Origin of the sequence: Defluviicoccus vanus (assembly GCF_014672695.1) — a bacterium.
Classification (GTDB): Bacteria; Pseudomonadota; Alphaproteobacteria; order Rhodospirillales; family Defluviicoccaceae; genus Defluviicoccus; species Defluviicoccus vanus.
Genome location: NZ_CP053923.1, coordinates 2263138 through 2275540, shown reverse-complemented (window position 1 = coordinate 2275540; position 12403 = coordinate 2263138). Strand labels below are relative to the sequence as shown.

11 protein-coding genes and 2 pseudogenes are annotated in these 12403 nt (G+C 62.0%); 10 read left to right on the top strand and 3 right to left on the bottom strand.

All coding sequences use genetic code 11. From position 1 onward, the window contains the following. Positions 1-43: 43 nt before the first annotated feature. From HQ394_RS10340 to dnaQ, 5 genes and pseudogenes are all read left to right on the top strand, one after another. Positions 44-712, top strand: a complete 669-nt coding sequence (locus tag HQ394_RS10340) for a Maf family protein (protein ID WP_456151415.1) — start codon at positions 44-46, stop codon at positions 710-712. 53 nt (positions 713-765) lie between these two features. Next, a pseudogene (locus HQ394_RS10335) lies at positions 766-1587 on the top strand (shikimate dehydrogenase); the annotation flags it as partial. Between the two features lie 19 nt (positions 1588-1606). Continuing rightward, entirely contained in the window at positions 1607-1849 is a 243-nt protein-coding gene (locus HQ394_RS20770; RefSeq protein WP_317628937.1) for a dephospho-CoA kinase, read from the top strand. Next, positions 1804-2265, top strand: a complete 462-nt coding sequence (gene coaE, locus HQ394_RS10330; RefSeq protein WP_317628936.1) for a dephospho-CoA kinase — start codon at positions 1804-1806, stop codon at positions 2263-2265. The genes HQ394_RS20770 and coaE overlap by 46 nt, the downstream gene beginning before the upstream one ends. After that, positions 2258-2947, top strand: a complete 690-nt coding sequence (dnaQ, locus tag HQ394_RS10325; RefSeq protein ID WP_190260185.1) for a DNA polymerase III subunit epsilon — start codon at positions 2258-2260, stop codon at positions 2945-2947. The genes coaE and dnaQ overlap by 8 nt, the downstream gene beginning before the upstream one ends. A 65-nt stretch (positions 2948-3012) precedes the next feature. Here dnaQ and secB read toward each other — a convergent pair whose 3' ends face one another. After that, a complete protein-coding gene (gene secB, locus HQ394_RS10320; protein ID WP_407644695.1) occupies positions 3013-3537 on the bottom strand; it encodes a protein-export chaperone SecB in 525 nt (174 codons plus the stop codon). A gap of 50 nt (positions 3538-3587) precedes the next feature. Beyond that, positions 3588-4142: an FxsA family protein gene (locus HQ394_RS10315; RefSeq protein WP_190260184.1), complete on the bottom strand. Its 555-nt coding sequence runs from the start codon at positions 4140-4142 to the stop codon at positions 3588-3590. Between the two features lie 156 nt (positions 4143-4298). Here HQ394_RS10315 and HQ394_RS10310 point away from each other — a divergent pair, with 156 nt between their 5' ends. Continuing rightward, the gene (locus HQ394_RS10310; RefSeq protein WP_190260183.1) at positions 4299-4985 is read left to right on the top strand and encodes a Tim44/TimA family putative adaptor protein; all 687 of its coding nucleotides are present in this window, start codon (positions 4299-4301) and stop codon (positions 4983-4985) included. Between the two features lie 28 nt (positions 4986-5013). Beyond that, complete coding sequence (gene mltA / locus HQ394_RS10305) at positions 5014-6207, top strand: murein transglycosylase A (RefSeq protein ID WP_456151414.1); 1194 nt, start codon at positions 5014-5016, stop codon at positions 6205-6207. Positions 6208-6283: 76 nt separating this feature from the next. Here mltA and HQ394_RS10300 read toward each other — a convergent pair whose 3' ends face one another. Next, the gene (locus HQ394_RS10300; protein WP_190260181.1) at positions 6284-7531 is read right to left on the bottom strand and encodes a UbiH/UbiF/VisC/COQ6 family ubiquinone biosynthesis hydroxylase; all 1248 of its coding nucleotides are present in this window, start codon (positions 7529-7531) and stop codon (positions 6284-6286) included. Between the two features lie 402 nt (positions 7532-7933). On the opposite strand from HQ394_RS10300, the pseudogene HQ394_RS19875 reads away from it, so the two are divergent. The 3 genes and pseudogenes from HQ394_RS19875 (at position 7934) to HQ394_RS10285 (ending at position 12402) form a co-directional block, all read left to right on the top strand. Then, positions 7934-8273: pseudogene (locus HQ394_RS19875) on the top strand (P-II family nitrogen regulator). A gap of 325 nt (positions 8274-8598) precedes the next feature. Beyond that, the gene (locus HQ394_RS10290; RefSeq protein WP_223291492.1) at positions 8599-9909 is read left to right on the top strand and encodes an ammonium transporter; all 1311 of its coding nucleotides are present in this window, start codon (positions 8599-8601) and stop codon (positions 9907-9909) included. 387 nt (positions 9910-10296) lie between these two features. Then, entirely contained in the window at positions 10297-12402 is a 2106-nt protein-coding gene (locus HQ394_RS10285; RefSeq protein WP_190260180.1) for a methylmalonyl-CoA mutase family protein, read from the top strand. Position 12403: the final 1 nt, after the last annotated feature.

Genomic DNA, 12403 nt, shown 5'->3' with positions numbered 1-12403 from the left:
CCTCTGGCGGCAGAATCTGTCGTCCATATTTTGTCCCGGCCTTATGCCCCGGGGGGTTGGGGGCAGTTACGACCGCGGGATGAAAAGAATGTGTCGCAAAACGTCCTCTTTCTTTGTTCTGGCATCGGCAAGCATGACCCGTGCCAACATGTTGACACGTGCGGGCCTGGATTTTCGCTGTGACGCGGCGGACGTGGATGAGGCGGTGCTAAAGCAGCGCTGCCGGGCGGAGGGGCTGANNACAACCGAGGCGACCGCGATCACCCTGGCCGGTGCCAAGGCGGCGGCGGTGGCGGCGCGACACCCGGGTGTTCTGGTTCTCGGCGCCGATCAGCTGCTTGAGTATGAGGGTCGCTGGTTGACGAAAGCGGGGAACCGCGACGAGGCACGTGCAGTCCTTGCATCGCTGCGAGGTGGGAAGCACCGACTGATCAGCGGCGCCGCGGTGGTCCGCGACGGGGCGACCCTGTGGCAAGCGGTGGACACAGCAATGCTGACCATGTGGCCCTTTGACGATGCCTTGCTTGAAAGCTATCTCGATCTGATCGGTGATGATGCCTGCAGCAGCGTCGGCGCCTACCAGATCGAGGGCTTGGGAATTCGGTTGTTTGAACGGGTGGAAGGCGACCACTTCACCATTCTGGGCTTGCCGCTGCTGCCATTTCTGACCTTTCTTCGCTACGAGGCAGGTTTGGTCTTTGCGACGTATTAGGCTTGGGGAACGCAGAGTCAGCATGAAAGAGCGATGAAGGCAACGCACCGGCGTTGAGCGGCAAGGCGCGCGTTGCCGGGGTGATCGGTTGGCCGGTGGCGCATTCGTTGTCACCGCGGCTGCACGGCTACTGGTTGCGCCGCTACGGCATTGATGGCGCGTATGTGCCGTTGCCGGTATCGCCGCCAGATTTGACCGAAGCGCTTCTGGCGTTGCCGAAGCTGGGTTTCGTCGGCGCCAACGTGACAGTACCGCATAAACAGGCGGTTCTGCCGTTTCTTGTCCGCATCTCACCCGAAGCGGCACGCATCGGCGCGGTCAACACTCTGGTTTTCGCCTCTGATGGACGCATTGAAGGTCGGAACACCGATAGCTACGGCTTTGCGGAAAGCCTACGTGAAGCTCTGCCAGGATGGTCCGGGAGGCGAGCAACGGCGTTGGTGCTGGGTGCCGGGGGCANNGCGCGCGCCGTCGTCGATGCGCTTCAGAGCATGGAATTTGCCGAGATCNGCTTGGTCAACCGCAACCGTAACNGGGCACAGGCGTTGGTGGCGGCCTTTGCTCAAGGAGCACGGGTGCTCAGCTGGGATGAGCGTGAGGCGTCGCTCGCCGGGGTGTCGCTCTTGGTCAATACCACCAGCCTGGGGATGCGGGGACAGCCGCCGTTGCCGTTGTCGCTGTCGACGCTGCCGGCGGACGCGGTGGTTGCCGACATTGTCTATACGCCGCTGCTGACACCGCTGCTGCGCGATGCGGCCGATCGTGGTCATCGGATCGTTGATGGCCTCGGCATGCTGCTGCATCAGGCGCGCGCCGGCTTCGCCGCTTGGTTCGGCGTCGACCCGGAGGTGACGGCAGAGCTGCGCACGTTCGTTCTTGCCGGTCTCCCCGCCAATGATCATTCTCGGCCTGACCGGCTCCATCGCCATGGGCAAGAGTACCGCCGCGGCCATGTTTCGCCGCCTGCGCGTACCCGTCTACGACGCGGATCAGGCAGTGCACCGCCTGCTCGATCGTGGTGGTGCCGCGGTAGCGGCCATTGACCGGATGTTTCCGGGGTCGTTGCCGACGGGCGAGTGGACCGGACGCTATTGGGAGCGCGCGTCTTTGCCGACGCCACCCTGCTGCACCGGCTAGAACAGATTCTGCACCCACTGGTTCGCGAGGCGCGGGAGCGGTTTCTGGCGCTGGAGCGGCGACGTGGCACGCCGCTTGTGGTGCTCGACATTCCACTTCTCTACGAGACCAGTTCCGAGCGCACGTGTGACGCTGTCGCCGTGGTTTCTGCACCCTTGTTCCTGCAGTGGCAACGGTTGCGCCACCGGCCGAACTTCAGCGAGGCGCGCGTCGTTGCCATCCTGGCGCGTCAGCTGCCCGATGCACAGAAGCGTCGTCGTGCCGATTTCGTCATTCCCTCGGGACTGGGTAAAGCACTTACCCGACAGCACATCGCTCATATTGTCGCTACGCTGGTGCGCGGCGGTGCTGGTCACTGTGACGCTCTGCCCGTTGACCGCGCTCGTCGCCATCAAGTAAGCAAATCGCATGCGTGAAATCGCCCTCGACACCGAAACCACTGGCCTCGACCCGGCAGCCGGGCACCGCGTCATCGAAATCGGCTGCGTTGAGCTCTGCAATCACGTTCCCACCGGGGAAACCTATCATTGTTATCTCAACCCGGATCGATCCATGCCGGCCGAGGCGTTTGCAGTGCATGGCCTGTCGGAAGCCTTTCTTGCCGACAAACCACGGTTCGCCGAGGTGGCGGACGCAATGCTGGCGTTTCTTGGCGACGCGACGCTGGTCATTCACAACGCCGCGTTCGATCTGGGGTTTCTCAATGCCGAGTTGAAGCGCTTGGGACGGCCACCGTTGGCGGCGAGCCGGGCAATCGACACGGTGCGCTTGGCGCGGGAGAAATTTCCCGGCGCACTGGCCAACCTGGACGCCCTATGCCGCCGCTTCGATATCAATCTTGCTGATCGGGCCCTGCACGGCGCGCTCAAGGATGCACAACTCCTGGCGCAGGNNTACGTGCAACTGCGTGGGGGCCGTGAGCCCACCTTGACCTTGGTGCGCAATCGCGCCGCAGCGCAGAAGGCATCCGCACCAGTGCGAACACCACGGCTGATCGAACCCTCGGCCGAGGAGGCAGCCGCTCACGTCGCTCTGGTGCTAAAGCTGAAGAATCCGCTGTGGCTGGAACTGATGCCCGCGCTCGCCAATGAACGTTGAATCCGGATCGAGTACAGGCGGAAGAAGCGCCGACGCCGGTTGACCGGCTTGGCGCTCACGCCTGATTAGACGAGGGTGACGGGCTCGCTGCCGCCTTGGGCTTCCGCCGCCTGGCTTTGGTAGAGATTAACGAAATCGATCGGTCCCAGCATCAATGGCATAAAGCCGCCATTCATCGTTGCCGTAGCAACCACATGCCGGGCGAAGGGGAAAAGTAGCCGCGGGCACTCGATCAACAGCACCGGCCGGACGTCTTCCGGGCGGACATTGAGAGTAAAGACGCCGCCATAGGTGAGTTCGACGACGAACGCCACGTCATCGCCAACCTTGCACTCTGATGATATCTGCAGCAGCACCTCGTAAAAACTGTTTGCCACATCGAGCGCACGCGCCTGAACGTCAACCTTGACGTTGATGTCGGGTTGCTGGCGTTGCAGCTGTGGGAAGATGGCCGGTGCCGTGGGCGCTTCGAAGGAAAAGTCTTTGACGTACTGGGCATTTATAACGATCGGCGGACGCTGCTCGGCCGATGCCTGCCCGTCACCCGCCGGCATTCCGCCATCGGTCTTGCCGCTGGTTGCATTACTCATTGCTTGCGCCCCTGATTGCGTCGTTGCCTGTCCGTGTAACGTGCCTCTCGCTAGCACGGATCCTTGGGACGAACAATCGTCGGCGGTTCGGCCGAGCCGGGAGGCAGAGCGGCTGGCGGTGCAGCCCGGGCTGGCGACGGCGAATCGCTCTCGCTGCGAACGACCTCATAATCAGCGTCGATGACGTCGCCACCGTCCATCGGCTGGGGGATACCACCTGGCCCGCTGGTCCAGAGGACCGTGGCTGCTTCCTCGCGTATTCGCCTCGCCAGCATCCGGCGCAGCGCCGCACGCACGCCTGGAATCAGCAAGGCAAGGGCGACGACGTCGCTTACTAACCCCGGAAACAGAAACAATCCTCCGGCGATCAGGAGGCAGGCACCGTCGAAGGCTTCCACCACCGGCAGTCGTCCCGCCGCTAGGGTTGCCTGCACCGAGCGCCCGATGGTCAATCCCTGGTGGCGAACGAGCCACGTACCGAGGAGGCCTGCTCCGAGGACAAGACCAACGGTTGGCAGAAAGCCAAAGAGGGACCCTGCCTTGATCAGCGAGGCGATATCGAGGAAGGGCAAGGCGACGAAGGCCAAGGCGATCAGAGTGTTCATAGGGGAGGAGATGGGGAATGTGCAGGCGATGGCGCTAGCGGTAGCGCGGAAAAAGCGCAAGCGACCCTGGACCTGAAGCCAGCGAACCAGTAGGGTGGGTCATGCGTTTCTTCCCACCCCATTGGGCAGCACACCTGTGGCTGCGCGTAAATCGGTATGGGTGACGGTTACTATCTAGACATTGTTCTGTTTGCGTTGGTCGCGGCCTTTCTCGTGTTACGGCTGCGCAGCGTGCTGGGACGGCGTGATGGCTTTCAAGGCAAGCGCGAAGAACCGCTCGCCTTTCCGCCAAAAGCAGACCGGACACCGGAGTCGGCCAACGGCAAGATGGACCGTGGCGAAGCCGATGCTGCGGATGCGGCGCCGGATGGCCTGTCGGTTGCACCAGCCTCACTTGAAGCCGGTCTGACCCAGATTCGGGTGGCTGATCCGTCCTTTGATCAGCACGAGTTTCTTGCCGGAGCGCGCAAGGCGTTCGAATGGATTTTGCAGGCGTTCGTTAACGGCGACACCGGCAGTCTGCAGCCTCTGCTTAGCGGCGACGTGTTCAAGAATTTCGAACAGACAATTCACGAGCGTCAGCAGGCCGGCGAGAAGCTGGAAACAACGCTGGTGGGCATTCTCTCTGCCGATTTTGTTGAAGCCTACATGGCCGGACGAACAGCGCATCTGACGGTCAAGTTTGTTAGCCAGCAACTTAGCGTGGTGCGCGACGCCCAGGGTGCGGTTATTGAGGGCGATCCCAACACGGTCAGCGACGTGACTGACTTCTGGACCTTTGCCCGCGATACCCGCGCGGGCGATCCTAACTGGACACTTGTCGCCACTGGCGCTCCTGAGTGAACTCAACAAAGTTTCTGTGAGGCAGAGGATGCGAGGGGTGGAGCGCATGTGGTCCATGGTATGGCATCAGGGGTGGCGCTGCGCCCTTGTTCTGTCGTTGCTGGCTGCCGTTGTTGGTTGCGAATCAACGCCGCCAGCGTATTCATCCTCTAGCCGGCCATCGGCTGTGCCACCGCCGCCGCCTGCGGCAGCACCCTCCGTCACTATGGGCGGCTTTCAATTGATGCCGGTTACCTTTGGTGATCTGCCGAACTGGTCCTACGACAATCACGCGCAGGCGCTGCAGGCATTTCGCCGTTCATGCACCAACATCTCCGGCAAGCGTGCTGTCGCCAACAGCGGCAACGGCGGTCCCTTCGGTGTCTCTGGTCATTGGCAGCGGGCCTGTAGTGCCGCCAACAGCACCCGCAGCAACGACTCTGCGGCGCGCGCCTTCTTCGAAGAGTGGTTCGTGCCTTACCTGGTGGAAAGTGCCGGCAGTAATGAGGGCCTGTTCACCGGTTACTATGAGCCGATGCTCAACGGCTCCTATCGGCGCAGCGAACGCTTCAGCACACCGCTTTACCGGGCACCCGGCAACACCGGACGCAAATTGCCGAGCCGGGCGGAGATCGAAGCTGGGGCGCTGGCCGGGCGCGGGCTTGAACTGGTGTGGACCGACGATCCGATCGGTNGTTTTTTTCTGCAGATTCAGGGATCCGGCAGGGTGCGGTTGGATGATGGCAGCGTTCTGCGCGTGGGTTACGCTGGCAACAACGGCTTCACGTATTTTCCGATCGGTCGCGAGTTGATCCGTCGCGGCGAGGTCACTCCGGAACAGATGTCGATGCAAGCGATCCGGGACTGGCTCATTGCCCATCCGAACCAAGCGGACGCGCTAATGAACATGAATCCGTCCTACGTGTTCTTCCGCGTTCTCGACGGCGACGGACCCATCGGCGCGCATGGCGTGGCGCTGACGCCCGGTCGCAGTCTGGCCGTTGATCCCTCCTTTGTTCCGTATGGCGTGCCGATCTGGCTGGAAACGACGGACCCGGTGCAGGGCGGGGCGCCGCTGCATCGGCTGGTGGTGGCGCAGGATACCGGCGGCGCGATCAAGGGGCCGATCCGCGGCGATGTCTTCTGGGGCGTGGGCGACGAAGCGGAATTGCGTGCGGGGCTGATGAAACAGCCGGGTCGCTACTTCCTGCTGCTGCCACGTGCTGCAGCTGCAGTCAGCTAATTACAGTCAACGAATGGTGGTGCTGCTTGCTGGCGTCACCGCGCCTACCCATCTTCACCCAAGTTCGTCCAGGTCGTTAATCGCGCATCAGTCGCGGCAGATCGCCGACGATGCCCATGGCGTGGCGGATGAACACTCGCTTTAGCGTTGGCATCCGGTTGACGGCGGCGAGGCCGAGGTCGCGCGCCGCCCGAATGGGCGCTATGTCGTTGGAAAAGAGCCGCGTCAGGCCGTCGGTGAGTGCCAGCATCAGCGTGTTATCGAACTGCCGCCAGCGTTGGTAGCGCGCCAGTACTGCGCGTGCACCCAAATCACGCCGCCGAGCGCGCGCATCGGCCAGGACATGGGCCAGGGCAGCAACATCGCGAAAACCCATGTTCAGGCCCTGACCGGCGATCGGATGCATGGCATGCGCAGCATCGCCGACGAGAGCAAGTCGCTCCCCGACGCTCCGTTCCGCATATTGCAGCGACAGCGGGTAGGAGAAACGCGGGCCCTCAATGTGGATTTCGCCGAGGAAATCACCGAATCGGCGGCGTAAGCTCGTCGAGAAACTGNNCGCATCGCTTCCGGCCATGATCAAGGGCGCTAGTTTGGCGCGTTCGGTCCAGACGATGGATGACCGATCGCCCGGTGTGAGCGGCAGAATGGCAAAGGGCCCCGCGGGGAGGAAGTGCTCGTGGGCAACACCACAGTGCGGCCGCTGGTGGCGTACCGTGCAAACGATGGCAGTCTGCTGGTAACTCCAGCGGGTGATGCGAATTCCGGCGGCCTCGCGCGTACGGGAGTCGCGGCCGTCAGCTGCAATAGCAAGCCGCGCCTTCAACTGTCTGCCATCAGCTAGGGTCGCGGTGACGCCGCGAGCGCCGCAGTCGAGACCGTTGACCCGTGCCGGCGCCATCAGCCGCACCCCTGGCGTCTGCCGCATCCGGGCAAGGATGGCCTGGCGTAGGTGGCGGTTTTCCAGCATGTAGCCGAAAGGCTGATCACCAATTTCCTGGTGATCGTAATGGAGGAAAAGCCGGGAGTTGCCGTCGGCGACGCGAATGTCCAGCATCGGCCCGGCGTCGGCAGCAAGATCCTGCCAAATGCCCAGCCGGTTGAGCAGCCGCTGCGAAGAAAGTGAGATCGCTGAGGCGCGGCCATCGAATTGGGGAGACAGGGCAGCGTCCGGCACCCCGGCTTCAACAACCATGGCGGTCAATCCAGCGTCAGCGAGGGCGATGGCGAGGGTGCTGCCGACGAAGCCACCGCCGATGATCAGCACGTCTGCCCACAGCGGCTGATTTGTTCGCCCCGTGGCATTGCTCTCAAGCGATTCCATACGGCTTATCGTTCCGGCGCTTTGCAGTGACATTGAATCCTTCGACGCTCTTTTTATGCCGATTACCCGGCGGATCAAGCGCGAGATGGTGATCGTGCTGTCCAGCCGGTGATGAGACTAGCGATGATCTTTTGTCCCGAACTGCCCATAAGTTAGGCAGGTCTTATATTGCTCATATTGCAGGCGATGCCAGGATTTTCTTCCAAAATGATTATAGTGAACTGATTAACAATAGTTTTTTTGCCACACGCCGAGGTGGCATGGTTCGTGAAGGAAGAGGACCGCAAGACCGGGGTGGTTCCGAAGAGGGGGTAAACCTCGGGATCGAACAGAGCAGCTTCGCGTGAGACGACCGCGGCGTTCGCGTCCGAGGCACCTACAGGCCAACAAAGGGTCAAAACGATGAAAATGATTATGGCGATTATCAAGCCGTTCAAACTGGATGAAGTGCGCCAAGCGATCACCTCGCTTGGGGTACATGGCATGACCGTTACCGAAGTCAAAGGTTTTGGCCGGCAAAAGGGCAAACCGAAATCTACCGCGGCGCCGAATACACCGTGCAATTTCTGCCCAAGATAAAGCTGGAAATCGTTGTCAGCGACGATCTGGCAGAGCGTGTCGTCGAGGCCGTGATTGGTTCCGCCCGCACCGAGAAGATCGGTGATGGCAAGATTTTCGTCATGGACGTGTCAAAGGCGGTGCGTATTCGCACCGGCGCGATACCGATGGGGATGCACTGTGACGCATCCTGCCCACTAGCACTTATCGACGTTTCAGGGCCATTCACCGTGGACTCTCCTTCAGACCATCTGCCGTTGTACCGATCGCACATCGGTAGCGACCGTGTTGGCTGCTCGGGGAGTCCTGGCGTTGGACGACGGTTCGTCACGTGAAACCGCCGTTCGCGTGGCGATACGGGAGCACGATGCCCAGAGCGGGGGTGAGTGGATCATAGAGGCCGGGGGCACGTCCCGCAGGGAGCGTGACAACCTGTACGATTGCTGCAAGGAGAGCAGAGAACAATGAACGCTACACGAAAAGTCATGGGGCCATGGGGTCTTGCAGCAATGGCGCTGCTTGCCTCTGCTGGCGCGGCCCTGGCGCAAGACTCGACGGTTGTTGAAGAAACGGTAAACATTACCACTGCCGCAGCACCGGTGATTGATACTGGTGATACCGCATGGATGCTCACGTCAACGGCCCTCGTGTTGATGATGACCATCCCGGGCGTCGCCTTGTTCTACTGCGGCATGGTGCGCAAGAAGAACGTCCTCGACGTCGCAGTACAGAGCTTCGCCATCTGCGCGCTGGCCACCGTGCTTTGGTTTGTCATCGGCTATTCGCTGGTATTCAGCGATGGCGGCAGTCTCAATACCTACATTGGTTCACTCAATAAGGTGTTTCTCAGGGGTCTGAGCCTGGAGGGCACACATCCACTGGCGCCGACGATTCCAGAGTCGGTGTTCATGATGTTCCAGATGACGTTTGCGATCATCACCCCGGCACTCATCACCGGGGCCTTTGTCGACCGGATGAAGTTCTCGTCGATGCTGGTCTTCATGACATTGTGGTCGATCATCGTCTACGCACCGATTGCGCACTGGGTATGGGGCGGTGGCTTCCTCGGCGGTATGGGCGTTCTCGACTTTGCCGGCGGAACTGTGGTGCACGTCAACGCCGGTATTGCCGGCCTCGTCACCTGCATCGTCATCGGCAAGCGTAAAGGCTACGGCGTCGACAACATGGCGCCGCACAATCTGATCCTCAGCCTGATCGGCGCCTCGCTGCTGTGGGTCGGCTGGTTCGGTTTCAACGCCGGCTCCGCGGTCGCCTCGGGCGCGCGGGCGGGTATGGCGATGACCACCACGCAGATTGCGACTGGCGTGGCGGCGATGACCTGGATGTTCGTCGAATGGATCCTGCGCGGCAAACCGAGCGTGCTGGGCATCATCTCCGGCGCAGTCGCCGGTCTGGTGGCGATCACCCCGGCATCAGGTTTTGTCGGTCCGATGGGGGCGTTGTTCATCGGCATCGGTGCTGGCGTTGGTTGCTATATCGGTGCGGTCTGGCTGAAGCACGCCTTTAACTATGACGACTCTCTCGACGTCTTCGGCGTCCATGGAACGGGCGGTCTGATCGGTGCAATCCTCACCGGTGTGTTTGCCGAAAAAGCGATCGGCGGTACCTCTGGTCTGCTCGAGGGCAACGCTGGTCAGGTGTGGTTGCAGGTGGAAGGTTGCCTCGTGACCATCATTTGGTGTGCTATCGCCACTTTCATCATCCTTAAGGTGATCGATCTCGTTATGGGCCTGCGTGTGGATGAAGAATCGGAAGTCGCCGGTCTCGACATCTCGCTCCATGGCGAAACAGTTCAGTAGCGCGGCGCGCTGGGTTCGCCCATCGGTCTCGCTCTCCCTTTCATCCTGACCCGGCTGACCTGGGGCCGGAGGGTTTATCCCTCCGGCCACTTTTATTGCCGGCAGCACACGCGATGTATTCGCCTGCCAGTCGCCGCGATTGGCTGGACGCGTGGTCTTCATCACGCTCATGCCCAGGAATTCCTGACTCGCCTAGTATCTGAAAGCGAGCGGTCGAAGAGATTGTCGGGCACTGAGGGCTCTCCTTGACGGTTTTTGCCGGCGGTCTTAGGGTGGCGCGACGAAGATTGCGACGGGACGTCGCAGTGTGGTGTCGTCTGGGTAGGAGGCCCGCCGGCGCTACGGGAACGCCATGCCGTCTGAACCGGAGTTGAGCGCGGGACTGCCATGACCGATCAGCCAATAAAATTTGCCGAAGGCTTTTCCCTGCCTACCTATGATCAATGGGTGGCAGAAGTGGAGAAGGCGTTGAAGGGGGCTCCCTTTGACAAACGAATGTACACAAAGACTTATGAAGGTGTCACCCTCAGGCCAATCTATACAGCTCAGGATTGGCCAGCGACAGACGACCCTTCCGGCTTTCCGGCTTTCATGCCGTTCACCCGCGGCAGCCGCGCCGCCGGTAACCGAGTAAACGACTGGGACATGCGGCAGTCGTACGACTATCCAGATCCGTCACGCTGCAACGATCTTATCCTCAGCGATCTCTCGCGCGGCGTGACTTCGGTCCACATTGTCTTCGATGCCGCGGCGAAGGCTGGGCTTGATCCCGACCAGGATGGCGCCGACGCCTTGGTCGGCGCAAATGGCGTCGCGATTGCCTCACTCGACGACTTCGACCGGCTGCTTACCGGCGTGCTTCCCGAACTGATGACGATCTCGCTCGGGTCCGGCGCCCAGTTTGTCGCCGGTGCCGCCCTGCTCGACGCCCTGTGGCGCCGCCGTGGTGTTGGACCTACCGCGGCGAAGGGTGCCTTCAACGCCGACCCGCTGGGAGTGCTGGCTGGCAGCGGCTCCCTGCCAGTTGCTCCGGACGTAGCGCTGGCGCAGATGGCCGATCTCGCCGCCTATACCGCCAAGACTTGGCCGCAGGCGACCGCGGTTGCCGTCGATACCTCGCCGTACCACGATGCAGGGGCCAACGAGAGTCAAGACCTGGCCATCTCGATGGCTACGGCGCTGGCCTATCTGAAGGCTATGACCGCTGCCGGACTTTCCGTCGATGATGCGTGCCGGCAGATCTTGTTCACCTATCCTGTCACCTGCGATCAGTTCCTCGCCATTGCCAAGCTGCGCGCTGCTCGCAAGATGTGGGCACGGATTGCCGAGGCGTGCGGTGTGCGTNCGGAGCCGGCGCGGGCGATGCGCCTCGGTGCGGTCACCGCTTTGCGGATGTTCAGCAAGCGTGATCCTTGGGTGAACATGCTGCGGACAACGGTGGCCTGCTTCGCTGCCGCGGTCGGTGGTGCCGACTCCGTCACCGTGCGGCCGTTCGATGCCGCAATTGGTTATGCCACCGAGCTGGGCCGGCGTATTGCCCGCAATACCCAGATCATCCTTGCCGAGGAATCCAACCTCGCCAAGGTGATCGATCCTGCCGGCGGTTCCTGGTACGTGGAAAGCCGTACCGACGAGTTGGCCAAGGTTGCCTGGGCGGAGTTCCAGGCGATCGAGAAGGCCGGCGGTATCCTTGCCGGGATCCAGGACGGCAGCATCGCCAAGAAGATCGCCTCCTCCTGGAAGGAGCGGGAAGGAGCGCTGGCCAAGCGGCGTGATCCGGTGACTGGCGTCAGCGAGTTCCCCAACGTGCTGGAGGCGCCGGTCGACGTGGAACAGCCGGACATGCTGGGCATCTGGCGCGCTGCGGTGGACCGGATGAAGACCAGCCGCGTTTCGTCAAGCGTCGTCGATGCAGTGAAAACGGCTGCGGCCGGTGGCGTTGCTCCGGCTGCGGCAGCTGCGGCGGCAGCGGGTGCGACCATAGGCCAACTCGCCGGCGCCCTCGCCGGAACGGCAACAACGGTGACGGCACTGCCGCGACACCGGGTTGCCGAGCAGTTTGAGGACCTGCGCGACGCTGCTGATGCCTACAAGGCGAAAACTGGCGTCCGGCCGACGATCTTCCTCGCAAACCTCGGCCCCGTCGCCCAGCACACCGGCCGGGCCACTTTTGCCAAGAACTTCTTCGAGGTCGCAGGCCTTGAGGCGATCGGCAATGCCGGCTTCAACGAGGCCGCCGCGTGCGTCGAGGCCTTCAAGGACAGTGGAGCCCAGGTTGCCGTCCTCTGCTCTTCGGACTCGGTCTATGAGCAATTGGCGGAGCCGACGGCGCAGGCGTTGAAGGCTGCCGGGTGCAGCTACCTGTTTCTCGCCGGCGCCCCCGGAGACAAGAAAGACCTGTATAAGACTGCAGGCATTGACGACTTCATCTTCATGGGCGGTGACGTTCTGCAGACCAACCGATCGGTTCTCGCCCACCTGGGAGTGATCTGAC